The 22,107-nt window shown below is 64.9% G+C and carries 23 protein-coding genes and 1 pseudogene; 11 read left to right on the forward strand and 13 right to left on the reverse strand.

Annotated features, from left to right (window positions below; all coding sequences use genetic code 11):
- Window positions 1-7 precede the first annotated feature (7 nt).
- Together NKH51_RS08545 and NKH51_RS08550 are read right to left on the reverse strand one after the other, a co-directional pair.
- The gene (locus tag NKH51_RS08545; protein WP_254764907.1) at window positions 8-1,438 is read right to left on the reverse strand and encodes a phosphohexomutase domain-containing protein; all 1,431 of its coding nucleotides are present in this window, start codon (window positions 1,436-1,438) and stop codon (window positions 8-10) included.
- Between the two features lie 87 nt (window positions 1,439-1,525).
- Window positions 1,526-2,164: a MaoC family dehydratase gene (locus NKH51_RS08550; protein WP_254764909.1), complete on the reverse strand. Its 639-nt coding sequence runs from the start codon at window positions 2,162-2,164 to the stop codon at window positions 1,526-1,528.
- 256 nt (window positions 2,165-2,420) lie between these two features.
- On the opposite strand from NKH51_RS08550, the gene NKH51_RS08555 reads away from it, so the two are divergent.
- From NKH51_RS08555 to NKH51_RS08575, 5 genes are all read left to right on the forward strand, one after another.
- Entirely contained in the window at window positions 2,421-2,744 is a 324-nt protein-coding gene (locus NKH51_RS08555) for an AbrB/MazE/SpoVT family DNA-binding domain-containing protein (protein WP_254764910.1), read from the forward strand.
- Between the two features lie 2 nt (window positions 2,745-2,746).
- Window positions 2,747-3,232, forward strand: coding sequence for a hypothetical protein (locus tag NKH51_RS08560; protein WP_254764911.1), 486 nt, complete (start codon window positions 2,747-2,749; stop codon window positions 3,230-3,232).
- Between the two features lie 42 nt (window positions 3,233-3,274).
- Entirely contained in the window at window positions 3,275-3,817 is a 543-nt protein-coding gene (locus NKH51_RS08565; RefSeq protein ID WP_254764912.1) for a poly(R)-hydroxyalkanoic acid synthase subunit PhaE, read from the forward strand.
- Window positions 3,814-5,280 carry a class III poly(R)-hydroxyalkanoic acid synthase subunit PhaC gene (phaC, locus tag NKH51_RS08570; RefSeq protein WP_254764914.1) on the forward strand — a complete coding sequence of 489 codons (1,467 nt, stop codon included), beginning with the start codon at window positions 3,814-3,816 and terminating at the stop codon, window positions 5,278-5,280. Before NKH51_RS08565 ends, phaC begins: the two co-directional genes overlap by 4 nt.
- Before the next feature lie 111 nt (window positions 5,281-5,391).
- Window positions 5,392-6,135, forward strand: a complete 744-nt coding sequence (locus tag NKH51_RS08575) for a beta-ketoacyl-ACP reductase (RefSeq protein WP_254764916.1) — start codon at window positions 5,392-5,394, stop codon at window positions 6,133-6,135.
- 50 nt (window positions 6,136-6,185) lie between these two features.
- On the opposite strand, the gene NKH51_RS08580 is transcribed toward NKH51_RS08575, so the two are convergent.
- From NKH51_RS08580 to NKH51_RS08590, 3 genes are read right to left on the reverse strand one after another with little or no spacing between them, the layout of a single operon-like run.
- Complete coding sequence (locus NKH51_RS08580) at window positions 6,186-7,214, reverse strand: NAD(P)H-dependent flavin oxidoreductase (RefSeq protein WP_254764918.1); 1,029 nt, start codon at window positions 7,212-7,214, stop codon at window positions 6,186-6,188.
- A gap of 7 nt (window positions 7,215-7,221) precedes the next feature.
- On the reverse strand, window positions 7,222-7,755 hold the full coding sequence (gene moaC, locus NKH51_RS08585; protein WP_254764919.1) for a cyclic pyranopterin monophosphate synthase MoaC: 534 nt from the start codon (window positions 7,753-7,755) through the stop codon (window positions 7,222-7,224).
- The gene (locus NKH51_RS08590; RefSeq protein ID WP_254764920.1) at window positions 7,748-9,175 is read right to left on the reverse strand and encodes an NAD(P)H-hydrate dehydratase; all 1,428 of its coding nucleotides are present in this window, start codon (window positions 9,173-9,175) and stop codon (window positions 7,748-7,750) included. Before NKH51_RS08590 ends, moaC begins: the two co-directional genes overlap by 8 nt.
- A 218-nt stretch (window positions 9,176-9,393) precedes the next feature.
- Here NKH51_RS08590 and NKH51_RS08595 point away from each other — a divergent pair, with 218 nt between their 5' ends.
- Complete coding sequence (locus NKH51_RS08595) at window positions 9,394-9,531, forward strand: hypothetical protein (protein WP_254764921.1); 138 nt, start codon at window positions 9,394-9,396, stop codon at window positions 9,529-9,531.
- A gap of 30 nt (window positions 9,532-9,561) precedes the next feature.
- Here the strand turns inward: NKH51_RS08595 and NKH51_RS08600 are convergent, their stop codons facing one another.
- On the reverse strand, window positions 9,562-9,840 hold the full coding sequence (locus NKH51_RS08600; RefSeq protein ID WP_254764922.1) for an acylphosphatase: 279 nt from the start codon (window positions 9,838-9,840) through the stop codon (window positions 9,562-9,564).
- A gap of 89 nt (window positions 9,841-9,929) precedes the next feature.
- Between NKH51_RS08600 and NKH51_RS08605 the strand changes: the two genes are divergently transcribed.
- Window positions 9,930-10,976 (forward strand): MBL fold metallo-hydrolase, encoded by a 1,047-nt coding sequence (locus NKH51_RS08605; RefSeq protein WP_254764924.1) that lies wholly within the window; start codon window positions 9,930-9,932, stop codon window positions 10,974-10,976.
- Between the two features lie 86 nt (window positions 10,977-11,062).
- Here NKH51_RS08605 and NKH51_RS08610 read toward each other — a convergent pair whose 3' ends face one another.
- Window positions 11,063-11,944, reverse strand: a complete 882-nt coding sequence (locus NKH51_RS08610) for a DNA-3-methyladenine glycosylase family protein (protein WP_254764925.1) — start codon at window positions 11,942-11,944, stop codon at window positions 11,063-11,065.
- A 143-nt stretch (window positions 11,945-12,087) separates the two neighbouring features.
- Here NKH51_RS08610 and NKH51_RS08615 point away from each other — a divergent pair, with 143 nt between their 5' ends.
- The gene (locus NKH51_RS08615) at window positions 12,088-12,573 is read left to right on the forward strand and encodes a DUF555 domain-containing protein (protein ID WP_254764926.1); all 486 of its coding nucleotides are present in this window, start codon (window positions 12,088-12,090) and stop codon (window positions 12,571-12,573) included.
- Between the two features lie 178 nt (window positions 12,574-12,751).
- Here the strand turns inward: NKH51_RS08615 and NKH51_RS08620 are convergent, their stop codons facing one another.
- From NKH51_RS08620 to NKH51_RS08635, 4 genes are all read right to left on the reverse strand, one after another.
- Entirely contained in the window at window positions 12,752-12,988 is a 237-nt protein-coding gene (locus NKH51_RS08620; RefSeq protein WP_254764927.1) for a UPF0058 family protein, read from the reverse strand.
- A 267-nt stretch (window positions 12,989-13,255) separates the two neighbouring features.
- A complete protein-coding gene (locus NKH51_RS08625) occupies window positions 13,256-13,435 on the reverse strand; it encodes a DUF7836 family putative zinc-binding protein (RefSeq protein WP_254764928.1) in 180 nt (59 codons plus the stop codon).
- Window positions 13,436-13,546: 111 nt separating this feature from the next.
- Window positions 13,547-14,524, reverse strand: a complete 978-nt coding sequence (locus NKH51_RS08630; RefSeq protein WP_254764930.1) for a transcription initiation factor IIB — start codon at window positions 14,522-14,524, stop codon at window positions 13,547-13,549.
- Window positions 14,525-14,737: 213 nt separating this feature from the next.
- Entirely contained in the window at window positions 14,738-15,025 is a 288-nt protein-coding gene (locus NKH51_RS08635; protein ID WP_254764931.1) for a DUF357 domain-containing protein, read from the reverse strand.
- A 274-nt stretch (window positions 15,026-15,299) separates the two neighbouring features.
- Here NKH51_RS08635 and NKH51_RS08640 point away from each other — a divergent pair, with 274 nt between their 5' ends.
- Both NKH51_RS08640 and NKH51_RS08645 read left to right on the forward strand, forming a co-directional pair.
- A complete protein-coding gene (locus NKH51_RS08640) occupies window positions 15,300-16,604 on the forward strand; it encodes a DUF389 domain-containing protein (RefSeq protein ID WP_254764932.1) in 1,305 nt (434 codons plus the stop codon).
- A gap of 57 nt (window positions 16,605-16,661) precedes the next feature.
- The gene (locus NKH51_RS08645) at window positions 16,662-18,038 is read left to right on the forward strand and encodes an FAD-dependent oxidoreductase (RefSeq protein ID WP_254764933.1); all 1,377 of its coding nucleotides are present in this window, start codon (window positions 16,662-16,664) and stop codon (window positions 18,036-18,038) included.
- 480 nt (window positions 18,039-18,518) lie between these two features.
- On the opposite strand, the gene NKH51_RS08650 is transcribed toward NKH51_RS08645, so the two are convergent.
- On the reverse strand, window positions 18,519-20,633 hold the full coding sequence (locus NKH51_RS08650; protein ID WP_254764934.1) for a BGTF surface domain-containing protein: 2,115 nt from the start codon (window positions 20,631-20,633) through the stop codon (window positions 18,519-18,521).
- 120 nt (window positions 20,634-20,753) lie between these two features.
- A pseudogene (locus NKH51_RS18910) lies at window positions 20,754-20,855 on the reverse strand (surface glycoprotein); the annotation flags it as partial.
- A gap of 535 nt (window positions 20,856-21,390) precedes the next feature.
- Here NKH51_RS18910 and NKH51_RS08655 point away from each other — a divergent pair.
- Complete coding sequence (locus NKH51_RS08655) at window positions 21,391-22,071, forward strand: carbonic anhydrase (protein ID WP_254764936.1); 681 nt, start codon at window positions 21,391-21,393, stop codon at window positions 22,069-22,071.
- Window positions 22,072-22,107: the final 36 nt, after the last annotated feature.

Consider the following 22,107-nt stretch of genomic DNA (forward strand, 5'->3'; position numbering starts at 1 on the left):
TCGGCTCCTACTGGGTCTCCGCGACCGCCGTCTCGATGACCGCTCGCGCTTCGTCGACGAGTTCGTCGACGGTGTCGCTCTCGGCGTAGAGGCGTACGTACGGTTCGGTGCCGCTCGGTCGGACGAGCAGCCACGACGCGTCGGCGAACTCGAGGCGGACGCCGTACTCCGTTTCGACCGACGCCTCCGGGAACGCCTCGGGGAGAGCGGTCTCGAGCGTGGCCATCGTCTCCGGTTTCGCGTCGTCCGCGCACTCGACGCTGATCTTCCGGTAGGGGCGTTCGGTGACCGGCTCTCGGAGCGTCTCGGTGTCGCCGGCCTCGGCGACGAGCGCGGCGACGGCCGCGGCGCTGACGACGCCGTCGATCCAGCCGCCGAACGCGGTGTGAATGTGCTTCCAGGGTTCGGCCGCAAAGACGATCTCGGTGCCCGCCGAGCCGCGATCGCGCTCTCGAGCGATACCCTCGTGGAGCGCGCCCAGTCGGACGCGTTCGACGCGACCGCCGGCTGCACGGACCCGCTCGTCGATGCGAGCGGACGCGTTGGGCGTCGTGACGACGACGGGGTCGTCGGCGTCGCTGTCGGCCGTGTAGCGGGCCGCGACGACGGCCAGAATCGTGTCCTCGTGGAGTACGTCGCCGTCGGGTCCGAGGACGACGAGCCGGTCGGCGTCGCCGTCGTGTGCGAGTCCGAGGTCGAACCCGGTCGCGGGTTCACTCGAGGCGTGGCTCACCTCGCTCCCGTCGGCGAGGAAGTCGCTGAACTCCGAGAGCGTCTCGGGCGTCGGTTTGCTCCCGCGGCCCGGGAAGTGGCCGTCGACCGAGGCGTTGACCCCGATCACCGACGCGCCGAGGCGCTCGAGGACCTGCGGCGTCGCGAGCGCGCCCATCCCGTTGCCGCAGTCGACGGCGATCCGAAGCCCCGCGAGCGGGTCGGACGCCGCGGTGTCGGATCCCTCGGCGCGACCGCCGAACCGCTCCCGAACGTAGGAGGCGACGGCGTCGCGGTAGCGCTCGAGGACGGCCAGCCGTTCGGCGTCGCCCCAGTCGTGCCATTTAGCGAGTTGGGACTGACCGCTCGCCACGCGGTCGTCGATGGTTCGTTCAGCGTCGCTGTCGTACTCGACGCCGTCGACGAAAAGCTTGATCCCGTTGTCCGCGGGCGGGTTGTGGCTCGCAGTGAGCATGACCCCGCGTCGACCCTGCGAGGCGAACGCGAGCGCGGGCGTCGGAACTTGCCCGATACGGCGAACGTCGGCCCCGGCGCTGGCGAGGCCGGCTTCCATCGCCGCCGCGAGCGCCGGGCCCGTCTCCCGACCGTCGCGACCGACGACGAACGTTTTCCCGGGTTCGGCCGCCGCCTGGCCGACGGCGAGCGCGAGCGACGGCGACACCTCCTCGACCGGACCGCGGATTCCTGCCGTCCCAAAAAGCGTCATGTGGGGTCGTTCCGCGAGGAGCTACTTAGCAACACTGCACCGGTTCCCGTCGGAGACCTGGTCGAGCGCGGTCGATCCGCGCCGGCCTCACTCGGCGGGCAGGTCGTCGATCAGGACGACGGCCTCGCCGTCGATGACGGTCGCATCGTCGTCCTCGTCGCGGACGACCGTCTCGAGGCGGTACTGGTCGTTACCGAGGTCCTCGACGACCTCGACGCGAGCGGAGACGCGGTCGCCGACGCCGACGGGGCCGCTGAACTCGAGATCCTGAGAGAGGTAGATTGTCAGTCCGGGGAGGCGTGCGAGGGCGGCGCTGATGAGTCCGGAGACGAGCGTGCCGTGGACGATGCGCTCGCCGAAGCGAGTGTCGGCCGCGAAGCCCTCGTCGAGGTGGAGGCGGTTCGTGTCGCCGCTGACCGCGGCGAACGCCCGGACATCCTCGTCCGTCAGGGCCTTCTCGAAGGTGACGGTGTCGCCGACGCTGATGTGGTCGGGGTCGTCGACCGTACGGTCGAACTGCCAATCGAGATCGGAGTAGTCGACCGACGGAATCGGTGGGGCGACTCGTTCGGTGCTCGGATCGCTCTCGCCGTCGGCCAATGGGAGCATCGCGGAGACGGCCGCACGGTTTGCTGCAGTCGCGGTTCGGAAGAACCCTCGCGTCATCGCCGACCACGCGCTCGTCATCGCGGTGAGGTTCTCCCCTCGAGTGTTCTCGTATACCATCTACGGGCGGGTAAGTGTGGGGTGTATATGACTTCTTTGGCTGTTTTAATACCACATATCTTACCATACCGATCCATAACAACCACTTACAGGCCATCTCAGGCGCATTTTCCGGCGATACCGGATTTTGTTACCGACTCCGCAACAGGATGACCGGTGTCGCCCAAGTTCAGCGAGCGGGGTCAAACTCCATCTCATGGTAAGAGATGGTATTGAGTGGAAAGGCTTATTGTGGCTGCGGTCCAATACGCTGTTGATGACGGACGACTCCGACCGATCGCTCTGGTTCCCGCCCGCGATGTTTACCGAAGGGATCCAGGAAATGCAGGAAGCGGGCGAGCAGGTCGCCGAATCCCAGCAGGAGATGGTAAAGCAGATGCTGCAGGCGACGTCGGCGAACCCCTTCGAGAACACGTCGGCCTTCGGCCCGATGAACATGGGTACCGCGACGTTCAAAGCCCGTGTGCAAAGCGGCGGTCGGATCAGCATTCCCGGTCCCGAACGGGAGGCCCTCGACATCGAAGAGGGCGATATCGTCCAGACGATCGTCGTCCCCGTCAAACGCAACCGAGACGAGTAACCATGACCCAGAACCCATTCACCGCAGTCTTCGACGCACAGCGTACCGCCATCGAACAGAGCCAGCGCATGACCCACGACGCCCTCGAGGCCCAGCAGACGTCACTCGGCGCCTTCGCCGACGCCGTCGAGACCTCGGGCGCGATGTTCGAGTCCAACGCCGAACTGACCAAGGGCGCAATCCACGCCTACTTCGACGCCGTCGAGGCGTCGATGCCCGAAGGCAGCGCCGAGTTCGACGAACTCCGCGAGCTCGTCGACGAAGGCTTCGATTCGGCCACCGAGGCCCAGTCCCAGTCGCTCGAGGCCGTCCTCGAAACCATCGAGGAATCCGAGGTCGCCTACGAAGAGTTCGCTCGTAACTACGCCGAGGTCGTCGACACGTCGTTCGACGCCTACCTCGACGCCCACGAGCAGGTCGAACAGAACGTCAGTGCCGTCGCCGAGAACGTCGAAGAGGCCGCCGAGGAACTCGACGTTTCGGCGTAAGTCGGGGCACTGCTTTTTACAGTACACCGTCAATTTTCACCCATGGCAGATTCACAACCCCAGGCGCAAAACTGGAACGCGTTCGTCGAACAGTGGAACGAGCAGTTCCTCGAGGCGCTCGAGGACAACATGGAGGCACAGGCCAGGTTCGTCGAGAGCTGGTCCGAGACCGTCGGCGATCTCAGCGAGGACTCCGAGATTTCCGACGGCGTCGAGGGCTACGCCCGCGCCTACGAGACCTGGATGAACGCCTCCCAGCAGATGGTCGAGCGAGTAAACGATCAGTTCGAGGGCGAGGATGTCGACGTCGAGGAGTTCCGTGACATCTGGCTCAACACGGCCAACGAGGCGTTCAAAGATGTCATGTCGACGACCGCGTTCGCGAAGATGACCGGCGAGACCGTCGGCGACGTGCTCGAACTCCAGCAGCAGGCCGACGAGGCCTCCCAGGAGACGCTCCGGTCGCTCGGCTTCGCCACCGAGGACGATGTCGTCGAAGTCGGTGACCGCCTCGTCGAACTCGAGCGTCGCCAACACGCCGTCGAGGAGAAACTCGACCGCGTCCTCGAGCACTTAGAAGAATGAAAAATCCCTATTCGATCGCACTGGACATGCAACGACAGGCCTGGGAGGCGACCGCCGATCTGGCCGACAAGAGCCGAATCGCGCCGGAGCGCACCGAGACGGTCGAGAACATCGACGTCGGCCAGACGCCCAGCGAGGTCGTCTACGAGGAGAACAAGCTGCGGCTCCTCCACTACGAGCCGATGACCGAGGAGCAACACGACGTGCCGATCCTCGTCGTCTACGCGCTGATCAACAAGCCCTACATCCTCGACCTCCAGCCAGATCGCTCCGTGGTCCAGACGCTGCTCGAGGCCGGCTTCGACGTCTACCTCATCGACTGGGGCGAGCCCTCGAAGCTGGACCGGTCGCTGTCGCTCGACGACTACGTCAACCGCTACATCGACAACTGCGTGGACGAGGTTCGCGAGCGCTCCGGGCAGGACGCAATCAATATCCTGGGCTACTGCATGGGTGGCACGAAGTCGGCCATGTACGCCTCGCTGTACCCCGAGAAGGTGAAGAACCTCGCGCTGATGGCCGCCGGCCTCTGTTTCGCCGGCGAGGGCGGCGTCCTCGAACTCTGGGGGGCCGACGACTACTACGACCCCGAGACGGTCACCGAGACCTTCGACAACGTCCCGGCGGAGTTCTTAGACGTCGGCTTCGCGCTGATGGACCCCGTCGCGAACAACGTGACGAAGTACGTCCGATTCTACGACAACGTGGAGGACGAGGACTTCGTCGAGAACTTCGCCCGGATGGAGCGCTGGCTCGACGAGGGTATCGACGTCGCCGGCGAGGCCTACGAGGAGTTCATCCGCGACATCTACCAGGAGAACAAGCTCTACGAGAACGAACTCACTCTCGGGGGCGAACACGTCGATCTCTCGAAGATCGATATGCCGGTGCTCCAGATCGTCGCCGAGTACGACCACCTCATCCCGCCGGAGGCGTCCAAGCCGTTCAACGACGTGATCTCCTCCGAGGACACGGAGATCCTCGAGTTCGCGACGGGGCACATCGGGATGTCCGTCTCCTCGCGGAGCCACGCGGACCTCTGGCCGCAGGTCTGTGACTGGTTCGAAGCGCGGTCGGACGGTACCGAGGCAGAAGGCGAACCGGAAGCCCCAGCCGAGGCGGGAGCGGACGCCGCCCTCGCCGAGGACGTCTCCGGTGAGGAGACGGGCACCGCGGACCTCGCCGACGGCGGCTCGAGCGTCGAGGCGACCTCGAGTGCCGAGGCCCAGCCCGAACCGGACGTGGAGGCCGACGACGACGCGGCGGCCGACGCGGTCGAGTCCGAAACCGACGACCTCACCGAACTGAACGGCGTCGGTCAGGCCTACGCGGACGACCTCGCTGCCGCCGGCATCGAGACGTTCGACGACCTTGCTAGCGCGGACATCGCCGATCTCGCCGCCGAAACGGGGATTTCCCCGAGTCGCATCGAAGACTGGACCGACCAGGCTCGAGAGCGGTGACGAGTAGCGAGCGGTGGCTCCCCGATGATGGCCCTCGCCGTTCCGTTTCGATCGAACGTCCCTGTTAACTATCGGGTCGTTATTTACAGGCGGCCGTTGAACGTACGTCTCATGTCCATGGATGGTCGTACCTGCGTAATCACAGGATCGGCACGAGGTATCGGTCGGGGTATCGCCGAGTACCTCGGCGAAGAGGGGGCGAACGTAGTGGTCAACTACCGCTCGTCGGAGGGACCGGCACACGAGGCCGTCGAAGCGATCGAATCCGCCGGGGGCTCCGCCGTCGCGGCCAAGGCCGACGTCAGCGACCGCGCGGAGGTCGAACACATGCGCGAGGTCTGCCACGAGGCCTTCGGGCAGTGCGACGTCCTTGTCAACAACGCCGGCATCACCGCCGACAAGCAGTTCACCGAGATGTCCCGCGAGGAGTGGGACCGCGTGATGGACGTCAACCTCGGCGGCATGTTCAACTGCACCCAGCTGTTCTACGACGACCTCTGGAACGCACACGAGGGCCGACTCATCAATATCTCGAGCGTCGTCGGTAAACAGGGTAACTTCGGGCAGGCAAACTACGCCGCGGCGAAAAGCGGCATGTTCGGCTTCACCCGGACGATCGCCCTCGAGCTCGCCCAAGGCGGCTCGACGGCCAACTGCGTCGCGCCCGGCTTTACCGCCACCGACATGCTCGAGAGCGTCCCCGACAGTGTCCTCGATCGCATCATCGCAGGCATCCCGCTCGAACGCCTCGCGGAAGTCGAGGACATCGCGGCCGTGGTTCGGTTCCTCGCGAGCGAGGACTCGTCGTATGTGACGGGGGAAGTGATCGACGTCAACGGCGGGATGGACCTGTAGAACGAGGGCGGCGTCCGGAGACGTTCGAGGAAAATTCGCTTTTTGCGCGGCTATCGCTCGCTCGTTTCTCGGCCCGGTAGTCCCGAAATCGCTTCGCGCGTGTCCGCGACGAGGTCCTCGAGTACGACGCGTGCGGGCCGAACGTCGTCGGTCAGCCCGACGCTCTGGCCGGCGAACAGCGCCAGTTCGTCGATAGCACCGTCGACATCCGGCGTGGCGAGGGCCTCGTCGTACCGCTCGATCGGGTCGCCGTCGCCGGTCCGCGCGACGACGTCGTGCTCGCCCGGCCGTTCCCCGACCGGCGGCCGGCCGGCCGACTCCCAGCGCTCGAGCGTCTCGTTTCGCAGCACCCGGTGGGCCGTGCCGGGCCAGCCCTTGTCGAAGAGAGTCGTAAACGCGGTGTCGGTCTCGTCGCTCTCACGGAGCCGATCCCGATAGCGGTCGTGGACCCGCGACTCCTCGGTCGCGACGAATCGCGTCCCGAGCCACGCGCCGTCGGCGCCCAGCGCGAGCGCGGCGGCGATCCCGCGGCCGTCGGCGATCCCGCCGGCCGCGACGATCGGTACCTCGTCGCCGACGGCGTCCGCGACCCGCGGAACGAGCACCGTGGTCGCCACCTCGCTCTGGACGTGGCCGCCGGCCTCGAGCCCCTGCGTGACCACGATATCGACGCCGGCGTCGACCGCCCGGCTCGCTTCCGCGGCGCTGCCGACGGTCTGGACCGCGATCGCGTCCGCGTCGTGGACCCGTTCGACGAACGGCGCGGCGTCGCCGAACGAGAAGGTGACGATCGGCGCGCCCGCGTCGAGGACCGTCGCGAGGTGGTCCGGGGTGTCTTCGATCGTCGTCGCCTCGTCGAGGACGAGGTTGACCGCGAACGGCTCGTCGGTCAGGTCTCGCGTTTCCCGAATCGCGCGGCGCGTCGCCTCGAAATCGCGCCACGTCACCGCGAGCTGTCCCAGGCCGCCCGCGTTCGACACGGCGGCGGCCAGTTCGGGACAGGTCGCGCTCCCGATCGGCGCTTGGACGATCGGGTGTTCGATCTCGAGCAAGTCACAGAGCGGCGTCCGTGGCGTCATCGTCCGGCTACGCCCGTCGCTTCTCCTTTTGTACGACGCGCACGTTCTCGATCCCGGTGTCGGGATACTGGCCCTCGTCGTCCTTCTCGACGGCCTTGACCATGTCCCAGACGACGTTGAGGCCGGTCGTGACCCCCTCGAGAGCCTCCATCTCGCAGCCGGTCTTGCCGGTGGTCTCGACGGCGACCCGAAGCTCGATTCGGTCGTCGGCGAGCGAGAAGTCGGTGTCGACGTTGGTGATCGGGATCTGGTGGCACATCGGGATCGTCTCCCAGGTGTGCTTGACGGCCTGGATCGCGCCGACGCGGGCAGTGGCGAGGACGTCTCCCTTGCCGACCTCGTCGGCCCGGATCGCGTCGATCGTCGACGATTGCAGGCGGATTTCACCGGCGGCGACCGCGCGGCGCTCGCTGTCGGGCTTGTCGCCGACGTCGACCATCTGCACGTCGCCTTCGGCGGTGGTGTGGGTCAGTTCGTCCGCGTTCGCGTCTTCACCCTCGTCTTCCGGGACGCTCGAGCCGGCCGCACCGTCCTCACTCATCGTTCTCACCCCACAGCGCCGCGGGGATCTCTCCGAGCATCTCGGAGGCGAGAAATCCCATCGAGCCGTCGTCGGCGAGTCGCTCGCCGGCGCGGCCGTTGACGTACGCGGCCGCCGCCGCGGCGTCGAGCGGGTCGGCGTGTTCGAGCAGCGCCGCGACGATGCCGGCCAGCAGGTCGCCGGTGCCGCCGACTTTCATACCGGGCGCGCCGGTCCGGCAGACCCGGGTTCGCTCGCCGTCGGTCGCCACGTCGTCGACGCCCTTGGCAAGGACGACGTGGCTCAGGTCCGCGGCGAAGTCCTCGATCTCGTCGGCCGCCTCGCGCAGCGAGTCGGTATCGGGACCGCCCATCCGGGCGAGTTCCCGGCGGTTGGGCGTACAGACCAGCGTGGCCTCGGTCTCGATCTCCGGCACGACCGCGAGCGCGTCGGCGTCGACGACCGCCCGGCCGGTGTACGACGAGAGGAACTGCCGGACGGCCTCGAGGGTCTCGTCGGCGGAGCCGAGACCGGGACCGAGGACGACCACGTCGTCGTACCGCTCGGCCGTCTCGAGGAGGTCGTCGACCCGATCGGGCGAGAGCCGGTCGCTCTCGTAGGGCTGGACGATGAGATCCTCGGCGTAGCTCTGGATCTCGCCGGCGACGGCGTCGGGGGCAGCGACGAAGGACAGTTCGGCACCCGCTCGCAGCGATGCCTGCGCGGCCAGTGCCGGCGCGCCGGTGTAGGGACCGCCGCCGATGATGTACGGTCGGCCGTCCCGGCCAGTCGGCCGGGCGAGGTCGACATCGCCGGGACCGACGAACCGCTCGGCGGCCGCGGGGATGCCGATGTCCGCGACGGAGACCGCGGCCTCGAGGTCGTCCAGTCCCGGTTTCGAATCGTGGAAGGTGACGATGCGGTCGGCGTCGACGCCGTTGGCCGCGTGGTCGCCGCCGTCGGCGTCGAATCCCGAGGGCACGTCGACTGCCACGACGGTCGCGTCGGCCTCGTTGATCGCCCGTGCGGCGGTCGCCGCCGGTTCGCGGAGGTCGCCGCTGATCCCCGTTCCGAGCATCGCGTCGACGATCACGTCGGCCTCTGGGAGGTCGAAGGCGCTCGAGTCGACCACCTCACGGGTGTCGTACTCGGCTTGCTGGAGCGCGTCCCAGTTCTCGCGAGCGATGTCGGTGCCGATCGTGTCGGCCCGGCCGAGCAGCAGCGTCGTCACCTCGAACTCGTCCAGAAAGCGGGCGGCGACGAACGCGTCACCGCCGTTGTTCCCTCGGCCGGCGACGACGGCGACTCGAGCCCCTGTGTCGGTGACTTCCCGAACCTCGCGGGCGACAGCGTGTCCGCTCGACTCCATCAACTGCTTTCGCGGTACGCCGAGCGCGGCGGCGTTCTCGTCGACAGCGGCCATTCGCTCGCCTGTAATCATGACTCGAGGTTCGACCGGGTGACCGTTGAAGATTGCGGACGATCCGGACAGCGGCCGTCTCTCGTCCAACCGGACCGCCTCCGCGAGGGGTTGCCGGCGCTGCCGACCCCGGCCGCGACCGGCAACGTCACACCACAGTTATTCTATAACGATCGTTGGTTTTCGATTGCGAAACTATAGTTGCGAATGTATAAACGCAGTCGATTCCTACGGAGGACATGGATCCAACTGAATCCGACGCGTATCCCGATCCGCTCGTCCAGCCCGAGGTCTCGGTCTACATGCCCGGGACCCCGACCGTCTCGTTTCTCGAGTACGCCGAACTCTTCGTCGACGCGCTCTCGGGTCGCCGCTGAAAACCGACTTCGAGCCGGCCCGTCGTCGACTCAGTACCGAATTTCGAACCCGGCTTCGCCCTGCGGTTCCTCGTATTCGGCCTCGACGTCCTCAACTTCGGACGCGGGACTACCCGTGTAACACCACTCGATCATCGACTCGACGGCGTCTTCGGGCCCCTCGAAGACCGCCTCGACGCGACCGTCATCGAGGTTCTTCACCCAGCCATCTACGCCCTCCTCGCGAGCCGTCTCGCGAGTGTTCGCGCGGTAGTAGACGCCCTGGACCGTCCCGGAGACGAACACGTGTGCGCGAGTTCGACCAGCCATGTGCGAGTCCTCGAGCGCGACGGGCAAAAATCCGGGCCATGTGACCGAGAAGCGACAAGTGGAGGTGTCTCGAACCCGTATCCGATCCAGTGACCGTACGGTACCGAGACGGGATCCACTTCGAGCGCGAGGGCGAGGCTCGCGTCGTCGCCGACGCCCGCAGCGCCGTCGGCGCGGTCAACGTGGTGAGTCACGCCCACGCCGACCACACGTTCCGGACGCCACCGGAGACCGTCGTCTGCTCCGCCGAGACCGCGGCGATCGCCGAAGCCCGAACGGGGACCGCCTTCGAGTTCGTCGAGCGAGCGCCCGGCATCGAACTCGTCCCGGCCGGCCACGTGGTGGGGTCGCGCGCCGCGATCATCGACCTCGAGGCCGTCGGCGGTCTCGACGGGGACCGCGACCGACTCGTGACCGACGGCCCGCAGCGCTACTGCTACACGGGCGACTTCTCCGTTCGGGACCGGTGCTACCTCGAGGGGTTCGACCCCCACGCCGTCGCGGCGGACGCGCTCGTCGTGGAGACCACCTACGGGCTCCCGAAGTACCGGTTTCCGCCACAAGACGAACTCGAGGCCGCGATCGCGGACTGGCTCCGGGAGAACGACGACCGACCGCTGTTCCTGTTTGGCTACTCGCTGGGCCGCGCCCAGAAACTCCAGTGGATCGCCCGCGACACGACCGGAGATGAGCGTCGGGAGATCCTCGTCTCCGACACGATCGGGAACGTGAACCGGGCGATCGAACGTGCGACCGAGGGCGGACTCTCGTTTTCCGGCCGACCGTATGACTCGCTTCGCGGGCTGACCGATGAGATCGTGATCCTCCCGTCGAACCAGGCGCGGGCCGACTGGGTCGAGACGGCGGTCGACCGCGAATGCGGGCTGAAAGCGGGCTTTTCCGGCTGGGCCGTCGACGACTCCTTTCGCTATCGCGGAAACTACGACGTCACGTTTCCGCTCACGGACCACTGCGATTTCGACGAACTCGTCGAGACAGTTCGCACGATCGACCCCGAAGTCGTCTACACGCAACACGGCTTCGACGAGGCGTTCGCCGAGTACCTCGAGACGGAACACGGCTACCGCGCCCGGCCGTTGAAACGGGATCAGCGGACGCTCGAGGAGTTCTGCTAGCCGACTTCAGTCGGTGGTTTCGAACCGACGAGCGCCGCGGACCATCCGAGCGGCGAGAAGGGCGACGCCGACGACGAACGCGATCGTCACTCGCCGGTTCTGAGGTGATGGAAGATGTACGTTTGGGCATACCCCGCGTACTCGCCGCCGAGCCGTTCGCGCAGTGCTCGAGACGTGGCGGCGTAGGAGCCGCGATCGCAGCTGGGGTAGTGCTCCTCGATCGCCGAGTTGATCCAGGTATCGAGCGGGACGGCCTCGTCGAAGCCGAGCGAGAAGAGCAGGACGCAGTCGGCCACCTTCTCGCCGACGCCGACGAACCGAGTCAGGTACTCCCGTGCGTCCTCGTACACGAGGTTCCGCGCCTCGGCCGGGTGCGCTTCGCCGTCGGCGACCATCGCCGCCGTCCGGGCGACGTAGGGTGCGCGATACCCCAACCCAAGTTCGCGGAGGTCGGCTTCTGTCGCGGTCGCGAGCTGGTCCGGCGTCGGGAACGCGTGGTAGGTCTCGCCCTCGAACGCGATCGCGTCGCCGTATTCCCGAGCCAGCGTCGAGACCATCGTGTGGATCCGACTCACTCGCATCTGGGCCGAACAGATAAACGAGATCAGACAGCCGAAGGGAGGATCGTCGACCAGTCGCATCCCGCGGTGGGCCTCGTACGCTTCGCGGAGCAACGGGTCGTCGGGCGCGGCCGCGACGATCGCCTCGAGGTCGTCGTCGAGGCGCAGCAGTCGGCGCACGGTCGGCTCGGCGTCGGTCGTCGACTCCCACTCGAGGTGCCCGTCGCGGGTTCGGACGCGGAGTACGTCGCCGTCGACCACCGTCGAGTACCAGACGCCCGGGGCCGGCGTTCCGGCGTACATCTCGCCGTTTTCGCGTCGCCAGAGGTAGCTCTGTCCGCTCTCGAGCGTTCGATACAGATCGAGTCCGCCGGCGAGGTCGTCGACCGGGATCGTCCCCGTCTCCATTCGTTCGGTCCTTCGGGGGCGCGGGCTTTTGCCTTTCGAACCCGGACGGTCGGCGATCGGTGCGCCGTACCGTCGACAGGCGTGACCACGGCGTCGTCGCTCCGGGGCGAACCTTCTTACTGTAGGCGATACTACGTCTCAGTATGAATTGCAGGGTTGTCGTCGAAGCTGCCGTGCCGGTATTCGACGTGGAAACGGAGGACGAGGCGATCCGTATCGCCATCTCGAAGACGGGCGAGATGCTGAACCCTGACTTAAATTACGTCGAGATCAACATGGGCGAGCGGACCTCGCCATCGGGAGAGGAACTCCCGCCCGCGTTCATCGCGGCCGACGAGGCCCTCGTCGCGCTCGAGTTGGAGATGACCGTCTTCAACGTCGAGCGTGAGGAACACGCCTCGCGGATCGCCCGAAAGGAGATCGGCCAACGCCTCGAGAACATCCCGCTCGAGGTCGACTCGGTCGAGGTATTAGAAGAAGAGGACGACGAAGACGAGTCGGCTGTGGCTGCAGACGATTCGGACGACGACCAAGCGGACGAAAAAGGCGATTCGGACTCCGGGAGCGACGAACGCGACGCCGACGAGGACGAAGAAATCCTCCCCGAGTTCGAGGACCTCGTCGAATAGGAGAGCATCCACGGAGCGACTGACGACGACGCTCGATTCTGCTTTTGCTCGCGGACGAAACGGTGTAGCCAGCGGCGATTGAGGGACGAGAGACGAGCAGTAACAGAGCGAGCGGTACCCCGGTAGGAGTGTCACCACTACTGTGTCTGTAGCACGATCGGAGGATGCGACGAATGTCTCAGTCCGCTGTTGCGGCGACTGCTTCCTGCTCCCCTTCCCGCATGTTCGTCGTGATTCCCCCAGCGAGCGCAAAAACAGCAGCTTTGTGATCGGTCTTCGATTTGTGGATCGATGTCGGTCGGATTCCGAGGGATTCGTACTCCTCGAGATCGATCTGACAGTTTTCCCACGCTGCACACTGATTGGATACCTCCGCCAGAAGGCCGTGAAGGTGAATGAGCTCCTGCTTCTTCATAACCATCCACTCCTACCCACTGCAGGGTTATATTATTATCTTGAGTTGCGTTAACACGCGCCCTGTATTGACTGATTAGTCTGTCACCGGACGAGACGGTTCGAACGCATTCCCTACAGAGGTCAATCCCGCGTATAGGGTCGGCGTACAACGGTATTTACACCAGTAATCCGTTCTTTCTTTCCAGCTTCCGACACCTGGGTTTCGGAGAGTTAAACAGTGGCTACTGGGAGGCGATGCCACGAAACCGAATGCGGTATCGACGACTTATCCGAGTTGTTTCAGCGTCTGGAGATCCCGATCCGTGCGCATAAATTCGGCAGTACGACGAGAGGCGTGACAGTTCGGGCAGTGAAACATCTCGGCCGGCGTCGGAAGGTCGTCCGGCGCCGTCTGCCAGTCTTTCGTGCATTCGGGACACAGCAGCTGGACGGTCGTTTTATCCATGCTACGCTCTTTCACACGGGAGCTGAAAAACGTTGCCGCAGTTCCGATCGACGAAAAGTGCCACCCGCGCCGTATCCAACGGACGCGACAGATGACCGTCGTCGGCCGCGTTCAGGCCGGTGCGGCCGTATCCGAGGCCTCGAGAAGTTCCTTGTACCGGTTGCGGATGGTCACTTCGGAGATGCTGGCGACTTCGCTGACCTCGTTCTGAGTGACCTTCTCGTTGGTCAGCAAGGCGGCGGCGTAGACCGCGGCCGCGGCGAGGCCGACAGGCGATTTGCCGCTGTGGACGCCCTCCTGGCGGGCCGACTCGAGCAGTTCGCGCGCCATGCGTTCGGTCTCGTCGGAGAGGTCGAGATCGCTGACGAACCGCGGCACGTAGTGTTCGGGGTCGGCCGGCTTGACCTCGAGGCCGAGTTCCCGGATGATGTAGCGGTAGGTCCGAGTCAGTTCCATCTTCTCGACGCGGGAGACCGCCGAGATCTCGTCGAGGCTGCGCGGGGTGCCGGCCTGACGGGCGGCGGCGTACAGCGACGCCGTCGCGACGCCCTCGATCGACCGGCCCGGGAGAAGATCCTCCTCGAGCGCGCGTCGATAGATGACCGAGGCGGTCTCGCGGACGTTCTCGGGGAGACCGAGCGCGGAGGCCATACGGTCGATCTCGCCGAGCGCCTGCTTGAGGTTGCGCTCCTTCGAGTCGCGAGTGCGGAAGCGCTCGTTCCAGGTGCGGAGGCGCTGCATCTTCTGGCGCTGGCGACTCGAGAGCGCGCGGCCATAGGCGTCTTTGTCCTGCCAGCCGATGTTCGTCGAGAGTCCCTGGTCGTGCATCATGTTCGTCGTCGGTGCGCCGACGCGGGACTTCTCGTCCTTCTCGGCGGCGTCGAACGCCCGCCACTCGGGGCCGCGGTCGATCTCGTCTTCCTCGACGACGAGGCCGCAGTCTTCACAGACCGTCTCGGCGTGTTCGTCGTCGGAGACCAGTCGGCCACCACACTCGGGGCAGTGCTCTCGCTCGTCGGATACCGAAGTTTCCGCCTCGTTTTCGGTCTCGCGTTCGTTCGTATAGGTTCGGATGCTGGTATCTGTCATGGTGGATCGGGTGGGTTACTCGGGGCTTCCGGGTGGGGTAACCAGAAGAAACCCGGACGCCTCAGCTAACATATGGTAAGACCGTAACGCATATAAGTGTTTCGCCTACTTTATAAACTAACTGGAAATCCTGTTTTATAGGTTCCGGTTACATAGTGATTAATCGTTCGGGATGGCGGAGTCGAGCGGTGTGGTTTCGCTACCGGGAATCCGTTACTCGACGGTAAAGAGGTGACCCTCGGTCGGCACGTCGAACAGTCCGACGCGGGCGCCCGCATCGAGCCACGCGTGACCGTAGGAAAACGACGCCAGCGCGTTGACGAGGTCCTCCTGGTCACGAAAGTGGTTCCCGTCCTCGAGATAGGACGCCGCCATCTCGTAGCAGTCGGCGGCCGCCTCAGCCATCGGCGTCCCGTCGGGCGGCGCGACCGTCGCCTCCTCGAGCGCCTCCGCGAGCAATACACCGTAGCGATCCGTCTTCTCCTCGAGATCGGCAGCCATAGTTGCAGGTCGTCGCTCGCAGTCGTAAGTGCGTCGTCTCGGTGAGTACCGCCACGAGCATCGCACCCTTCGCCGGAACTCCACAATCCGCCGTTTCCGGCCGGACGGTCGCGGTACTCGAGGAAGTTCTCTCCACGACCGGCCGCTGGAGCCGATCGTGCATCAAGCCATTACCGATCGACCCGCCGGTTCGGCCGGACGGGGGGATCAGTACCGACGGGGGACGGTGGTAGCCACCGCATAGATTTCAATCAGCGTCGCCTCTCGGCTCTCAGTGCGTCTCATTCAGGTGTTCGTCCCAGTCGCCGTGCGAGACGAGGCGCTCCGCGTTCTCGAGCGCGAGGACCTCGACTACGTCCGGACCGACGAGCACAGTGACGGGACCGACGGCGAACTCGTCGCGTTCCCGGTGCCACCTCAGGCCGTCGACACCGTCCTGTCGTCGCTGCGCGAGGCCGGCGTCGAGGACGATTTCGTCGTCGTCTCCTCGCTCGAGACCGCTCGAACCCCGCGAATCGAGGAACTCGAGGAGCGGTACGTCAACGGCAGCGAGGAAGACGACAGCGTCGCCCGCGAGGAGATACGCACGCGGGCGCTGAACATGACGCCTGGGCGGCTCACCTACTACGCGATGACCGTTCTGAGCGCGCTCGTCGCGACGGCGGGGCTCCTGCTCGACTCGCCGGCGATCGTCGTGGGGTCGATGGTGATCGCCCCGCAGGTCAGCGCTGCCCTCACGGGGACCGTCGGGCTTGTTCTCGAGGACCGAGCTATGATCCGAAGCGGACTCTCGTCGCTGGCGCTCGGACTCGCCGTCGCGATCGCCACCGCTTTCGCGTTCGCCTGGCTGATCCGGTTCAGCGGCGTCGTCCCCTCGACCGTCGATATCACCGCCATCGCACAGGTCCAACACCGGATATCGCCGGGCCTGCTCGCGCTCGTCGTCGGCGTCTGTGCCGGGGCCGCGGGCGCGTTCGGTCTCGCCACGGCGATCCCCGTCTCGCTGGTCGGCGTGATGATCGCCGTCGCGCTGATCCCGGCCGCGGCCGCGGTGGGTATCGGGCTCGCCTGGGGCCACGCACCCGTCGCGCTCGGCGCCTTCGTTCTGGTCGCGGTCAACGCCGCCTCGGTCCTCCTCGCGGGAATCGCCGTGTTCTGGTACTTCGGCTACCGGCCCGAAGGCTGGACTACCGGAACGCTCCGCGGGAACGTCTCCAGAGACCGGATCGGTACGTTCGCCGTCGTCTTCGCTCTCGGTGCGGTCGTCGTCGCCGGCTCCGGCGTCGTCCTCGGCCAGCACGTTGCCTTCGAGAACGAGGTCAACGAGGGGGTCAGGACCGTCCTGAGCAGCGGGGAGTACGACGACCTCGAACTGGTCGAGGTTCGCACCGAGTTCAACGACGGCGGTCTCGTCACCGACGAGACGAGAGTCGCGGTCGTCGTCCAGCGACCCGCGGACCGACCCTATCCACGGCTCGCGAACACGCTCGAGACGGCCCTCGAGACCCGAACGGAGAGATCGGTAACGGTCACGGTCGAGTTCGTCGAGGGAGCAACGACCGACGGCTCGTCACAGTAAGAGGGAGGCGTTGCTGAGAACGCAATCGGTTTAGGCGTTCTATCCCAACCAAGAGACATGAGCGACCAGCCGCGCGTCGAGATCTATACCAAGGAGGATTGCCCCTACTGCGAGAAGGCCAAGGACCTCTTCGACAGCAAGGGCGTCGAGTACGAGACGTACAACGTCACCGGCGACGACGACCTCTTCGAGGAGATGGTCGAGCGCGCAGACGGCCGCAAAACCGCACCCGAGGTATTCATCGACGACGAACTGATCGGCGGCTGGGACGACACGAGCGCACTCGATGAAACCGGCGAACTCGACGATAAGCTCGGTATCGCGAGCGATGAGAGCGACGATATCGTCGAACATCGCAAACTCATCATCGCCGGCACCGGTATCGCCGGACTCACCGCGGCGATCTACGCCGGCCGGTCGAACAACGAGCCGCTCGTCATCGAGGGCGACGAGCCCGGCGGACAGCTCACCCTGACCACCGACGTGGCTAACTACCCCGGCTTCCCCGACGGGATCGGCGGCCCAGAGCTCGTCAACAACATGAAAGAGCAGGCCAAACAGTTCGGCGCGGAGCTCAAAAACGGTATCATCGAATCCGTCGAGCGCGTCGAACAAGGCTCGACTGCGAACCGGAACGCGTCGCACTCCGGTGGCAACTCGAGTCAGCCGTTCCGGGTCGAGTTCACCAATGGGGATGTCTACACTGCCGACGCCGTCATCGCCGCCTCAGGGGCCAGCGCCCGCACGCTCGGCGTCCCCGGCGAGGACGAACTCATGGGCTACGGCCTCTCGACGTGTGCGACCTGTGACGGCGCGTTCTTCCGCGGCGAGGACATGCTCGTCGTCGGCGGCGGCGACGCCGCCATGGAGGAAGCGACCTTCCTCACGAAGTTCGCCGACACCGTCTATCTCGTCCACCGCCGCGAGGAGTTCCGCGCCGAGGACTACTGGATCGACCGCGTTCACGAGAAAGTCGAGGAAGGCGAGATCGAGATCATGAAAAACACCGAACTGATCGAGATCCACGGCTCTCAGGAGGGCGGCGTCGACCACGTCACCCTCGTCGAGAACGACGAGGGCCATCCCACCGACCGCCTCGACGACCCCGAAACCGAGGAGTTCGACTTCGACGTCGGCGCGGTTTTCTTCGCGATCGGCCACACCCCCAACACCGACTACCTCGCTGACACCGGCGTTGAGATGGACGACGAGGGGTACCTCAAAACGAAGGGCGGCGACGGCGGCGGCCAGACCGAGACCCACGTTCCCGGCATCTTCGGCGCCGGCGACGTCGTCGACTACCACTACCAGCAGGCCGTGACTGCGGCCGGGATGGGCTCGAAAGCCGCCCTCGATGCCGACGAATACTTAGAGGATCTCGAACGAGCCGACTCGAGCGCCGAAGAAGCCGAGCCGGCCGCGGCCGACGACTGAGGAAAGGAGACGGTCCCCGCGCAGCACTAATCGAAAGCTCTTCTGGCAGCTCTTCCGCTTCGATCTGCTCGATCTTTCAACGGTCGCTGGTCCGTACAGCCGCTGCTAACGGTCAATCCGCGCTCGGGTAGTAACCCTCAGCAGGCCGTCAGTGCGCACCGTTGGGCTTGTCCCTGTGCTGGCCGATCACCACGAACTGGGGAGACGCATCGGCAGACGCCGAGCTGTTCCGAGTCAGCGACTCCAGACCGATAGTGTCGCTCGTGCGATCGATCGGTCTCCAGTAGTCAAGCACTCACCGTGGTTACTGCGGTCGCTCGAGGGAGATGTTCATCGGCGACCGTCGGAACTGAGCGGGATCGATCCGTGCTGAGCCTCGAGTTTCGTATCGAACGGCGAGCGCTGCCGCTCTCCGGTATAGCGTCCGATAAAAGAAACCGCGAAAGTTGAGGGCCGGCCGAAGGCCGGTGGTTCTATGGCTTAGTCCTGGCGGCGCAGGGCCAGCATGGCCGCGCCGAGGAGAGCGACGAGAGCGACGCCGACACCGAAGCCGGGCGTGCCGGAGCTGCCGGAGTCACCGTCATCGCCACCGGAGTCGCCACCGGAGTCGGAGCTGCCGGAGTCGCTACCGGAGTCCGAGCCGCTGTCGCCACCGGAGTCGGAGCTGCCGGAGTCACTACCGGAGTCGCCATCAGCCTTCTCGACGGTGACGGTACCGGAGTCGGACTGGTCACCAGCGTGGACCTCCCACGTGATGTCGCCCGTGGCGCTCGTGTTGATCTCGAAGCTGTCGGTGTGCTCGCCACCGGCCTCGAGCTCGAGCGTCTGGCTGTCGACTTCCTCGCCGTTGATCGTGACGTGGTAGTCGACGGACTCGCTGGAGTCACCAGTGTTGCTGACGCTCACGTCGAGCGAGGCGTCAGCGCCCTTCTCGACGGTCGCGGGGGCGTCGCCGGAGACTTCGATCGTGGTCTCGGGCTGGTCGCCACTCTCGACGACGACACCGCTAGACTGAGCCTTCTCGCCAGCAGCGGAGATGCGGACCGTCTTGATCTCCTCGCCGGCGCTCCGGTCACTGAAGTCGAACGTGGCCGAGATCATGCCGTCCGCGTCGACGGTGGTCTGGTGCTCGTAGACCTGGGTCTGGAAGCGGATGTAGTAGCTGGCTTCCGTGCCAGGTGCAAGGTTCGTGTCAGCGCTGACCTGAGACTCGGCGCTGTTCGAGACCTGCAGCTGGTCGTCCTCGGTGAACTGACCGTTCAGTTCAACGTTAGGCGCTTCGACATCGACGTTCGTGTCGACGCTCTGGACATCGTCACTGCTGTCGATGTACTCGTTGCTTTCGTTGATCTTGAACTCGGCGTTCCACTGCTGAGCCTCCTCCATCGACACGTTGCCGTTGTCAGTGTTGAAGATCACGTAGAACGTCTCGTTCTCGGCGTCCTGGTGGATCTGGTAGTCACTGGTGTGGAGGTCAGTGAGGTTGAACTGATTACTCTGTCCGAACGGGCCAACGTTCTGCTGCTCGTAGATGAGACGGAGACCCTGATTGTTGTTCAGGGCGTCGTTGGTCGTCAGGTAGCCGTAAACACCGGATGCCTCAACCTGCGTGATCAGGTAGTCACCGTCTGCGACGGTGTCATCCTGGGTCGCCGAGTCGAGGAAGTCCGCAGCATCGTCGCTGATGCTGAGGTCAGATGGTGCAACGTGCGTCTTGATCGAGTCAGTCGACCGCTCGTTGAGGATCAGCACTGCAGCGTCCGTGACGTCCGCGTCGCCCTGATTGAGATAGGCCTCAACATCGTACTCGACTGCTGGCAGCGGCGCGTTACCACTGAGCTGGTCAACATCGACTTCGCTGTCAGCCTGCGTTGCGATGACTTCACCTTCGCTGTCGAGGACTTTCACGTCTCCGTTGTACGTGTTAACGACGACAGTTACGTCCTCTTCTTCGATGCTGCTGAGCGTAATGTTGCCGACGAGAGTGTCCTCGTGCTTGATCTGGAGGAATGCGCCGTTGGTGGCGGTGAGGTCGATACCGACCTCAACGTTGTCTCCAGTGACGCCCGTGTAGGTCGTCTTATCGAAGGAGACATCCTCACTAACCGAATTCTCGACGGTGACGGTGGCGGTGTCCTCGGCCGTCGTATCGGTCACGTCGAACGTGAACGTGTAGTTACCGAGGTCCTGGTCACTAGCGAAGGACGCAGTGAGGTCCTGATCGGGGTTGAGACCACTGAGCAGGACTGCGCCGTCGTTTGCTTCACCTTCGGCCGAGCTCCCGAAGATGTTACCGAGTTCGTCCTCAGTGAGATCCTCGCCCTCGTACGTACCGGTCACGGAGACGTTGGTGTCGCCGTCCGGACGAGGCGCGTCGCTCACGTCGTCGTATTCGAGGGTAGCGCTGTCACCCTGTCGGGCGGAGTCACTCGAGAACTCGGTGGAGATCTCGTGGGTGTTGATCCAGAAGGATCCGGTTTCATACCCATCACTCTTGATGTAGTATCGGCCTTCGCTGAGAGAGCTCGTGTCGAGCATCGCCGTGTTGGCGGTGCTGTTGACACGAATGCTCTGGACGCTTTCGCCGTTCTGCATCAGGTCAGCGGGCGAACTGATGTTCGTGATTTTCACCTGCTGTCCGACCCAGGTATCATTTCCAGCAATATTACCCACGTCGAGCGTTGCATCTGCCTCTGAATGTGATGCTGCTGCCGCACCGCCCGCGAACGCCGCGGACATGGCAACAACAGAGAGGACCATAAGCGCTGCCAGGACGACTGCACGTCCTTTCTCGCGATAGGTCGTTTCGTTTGTCATTTGTTATGTATTAGTTTCGTTTTTCGATTAGTTAGCGCGCAATTCACCTGGAGAGTGAGCCGACCGCCAGCATCAAACTCCCGAACTGACGGGTAAGCTCACACCGGGTAGGGGTAATCGCTTCTTTACACAAGTCCGTAATAAGCTTTCTGTATCACTCATTGTCCGCCCGACACGTGGAAACACGGTATTACCGTTCGCCCGAAGCGAGGTAGTGCGTTCTCAGCGATCTCGTCCCGGTTTGGCTATAGGTTGCGGTAGACCTGTTTTACCGATTCGCTAACGGACAGAACGGCTCCCGTCTCCGATCGCTTGCGCCGCATCAGGGTGCGGAACACGAAACAGACGCCAGAACAGTTCGATCTCCAGAAAAAACCGACGACCGTTCGTTCGTTGCTGCTTACCCTCGAGCGCCGATCATTCCACACTTCCAATCCGTCGTCTCTGTCACCGACCGTCATCCGCACCGCCGAAACTCGTCCGTGAACCCTTTCAAAAGACTGGAACTATATTCGGCGACGCCGCTCGTTCAGGTATGCGACAGGTATTCATCGAGCTGCTCGAGCGCAACGCCGACCACGCCGAGGCCCACCAGTCGGCGTTCGACGACGTACAGGAGTCCCAGCGGCCGGACGTCGTCACCGTTTGCTGTTCGGACTCGAGAGTACTGCAGGACGCGATGTGGGGAAACGGCGAGCCCGGGCAGATCTTCACGTGCGGGAACATCGGCAACCGCGTCGTGCAGCGAACCGAGTCCGGGACGGCGGTCTCGGGCGACGTGCTCTACCCGGTCGCGCATACGGGAACGGAGACGATCGTCGTCGTCGGCCACACCGGCTGCGGAGCGGTGACGGCGACCTACGATGACCTGATCGAGGGCGTCTCCGAGCCGGCGGGGATCACCCACTGCCTCGAGCTCTTGAAGCCGCACCTCGAGTCGGGCGTCGACCGGCTTCCCGAGGGCATCGCTCGCGCGGACGCGATCAATCACCTCGTCGAGTACAACGTCGATCGACAGGTCGCGTTCCTCGAGGAGAGCGACGACGTGCCCGACGGCGTCGACGTCGTCGGCGTCGTGTACGACTTTCAGGACGTATACGGCGGTCGCCGTGGTGAAGTCCACGTGATCAACGTGAACGGTGAAACCGACCTCGAGGCGCTCCGAGACGAGTACGCGGAGGTGGAGTCGCGGATCGATCGTCTCTGGGAGTACTGAGTCGGCGCTGTAGGCTCGAGCGGCCGTTTTCTTGCA

The organism is Natrinema marinum (assembly GCF_024296685.1).
GTDB classification, from domain to species: domain Archaea; phylum Halobacteriota; class Halobacteria; order Halobacteriales; family Natrialbaceae; genus Natrinema; species Natrinema marinum.

Coding starts and splice junctions, on each gene's coding strand:
- NKH51_RS08545 (WP_254764907.1), bottom strand. CDS start 1,438: ATGACGCTTTTTGGGACGGCAGGAATCCGCGGTCCGGTCGAGGAGGTG.
- NKH51_RS08550 (WP_254764909.1), bottom strand. CDS start 2,164: ATGGTATACGAGAACACTCGAGGGGAGAACCTCACCGCGATGACGAGC.
- NKH51_RS08555 (WP_254764910.1), top strand. CDS start 2,421: ATGACGGACGACTCCGACCGATCGCTCTGGTTCCCGCCCGCGATGTTT.
- NKH51_RS08560 (WP_254764911.1), top strand. CDS start 2,747: ATGACCCAGAACCCATTCACCGCAGTCTTCGACGCACAGCGTACCGCC.
- NKH51_RS08565 (WP_254764912.1), top strand. CDS start 3,275: ATGGCAGATTCACAACCCCAGGCGCAAAACTGGAACGCGTTCGTCGAA.
- phaC (WP_254764914.1), top strand. CDS start 3,814: ATGAAAAATCCCTATTCGATCGCACTGGACATGCAACGACAGGCCTGG.
- NKH51_RS08575 (WP_254764916.1), top strand. CDS start 5,392: ATGTCCATGGATGGTCGTACCTGCGTAATCACAGGATCGGCACGAGGT.
- NKH51_RS08580 (WP_254764918.1), bottom strand. CDS start 7,214: ATGACGCCACGGACGCCGCTCTGTGACTTGCTCGAGATCGAACACCCG.
- moaC (WP_254764919.1), bottom strand. CDS start 7,755: ATGAGTGAGGACGGTGCGGCCGGCTCGAGCGTCCCGGAAGACGAGGGT.
- NKH51_RS08590 (WP_254764920.1), bottom strand. CDS start 9,175: ATGATTACAGGCGAGCGAATGGCCGCTGTCGACGAGAACGCCGCCGCG.
- NKH51_RS08595 (WP_254764921.1), top strand. CDS start 9,394: ATGGATCCAACTGAATCCGACGCGTATCCCGATCCGCTCGTCCAGCCC.
- NKH51_RS08600 (WP_254764922.1), bottom strand. CDS start 9,840: ATGGCTGGTCGAACTCGCGCACACGTGTTCGTCTCCGGGACGGTCCAG.
- NKH51_RS08610 (WP_254764925.1), bottom strand. CDS start 11,944: ATGGAGACGGGGACGATCCCGGTCGACGACCTCGCCGGCGGACTCGAT.
- NKH51_RS08615 (WP_254764926.1), top strand. CDS start 12,088: ATGAATTGCAGGGTTGTCGTCGAAGCTGCCGTGCCGGTATTCGACGTG.
- NKH51_RS08620 (WP_254764927.1), bottom strand. CDS start 12,988: ATGAAGAAGCAGGAGCTCATTCACCTTCACGGCCTTCTGGCGGAGGTA.
- NKH51_RS08625 (WP_254764928.1), bottom strand. CDS start 13,435: ATGGATAAAACGACCGTCCAGCTGCTGTGTCCCGAATGCACGAAAGAC.
- NKH51_RS08630 (WP_254764930.1), bottom strand. CDS start 14,524: ATGACAGATACCAGCATCCGAACCTATACGAACGAACGCGAGACCGAA.
- NKH51_RS08635 (WP_254764931.1), bottom strand. CDS start 15,025: ATGGCTGCCGATCTCGAGGAGAAGACGGATCGCTACGGTGTATTGCTC.
- NKH51_RS08645 (WP_254764933.1), top strand. CDS start 16,662: ATGAGCGACCAGCCGCGCGTCGAGATCTATACCAAGGAGGATTGCCCC.
- NKH51_RS08650 (WP_254764934.1), bottom strand. CDS start 20,633: ATGCAGAACGGCGAAAGCGTCCAGAGCATTCGTGTCAACAGCACCGCC.
- NKH51_RS08655 (WP_254764936.1), top strand. CDS start 21,391: ATGCGACAGGTATTCATCGAGCTGCTCGAGCGCAACGCCGACCACGCC.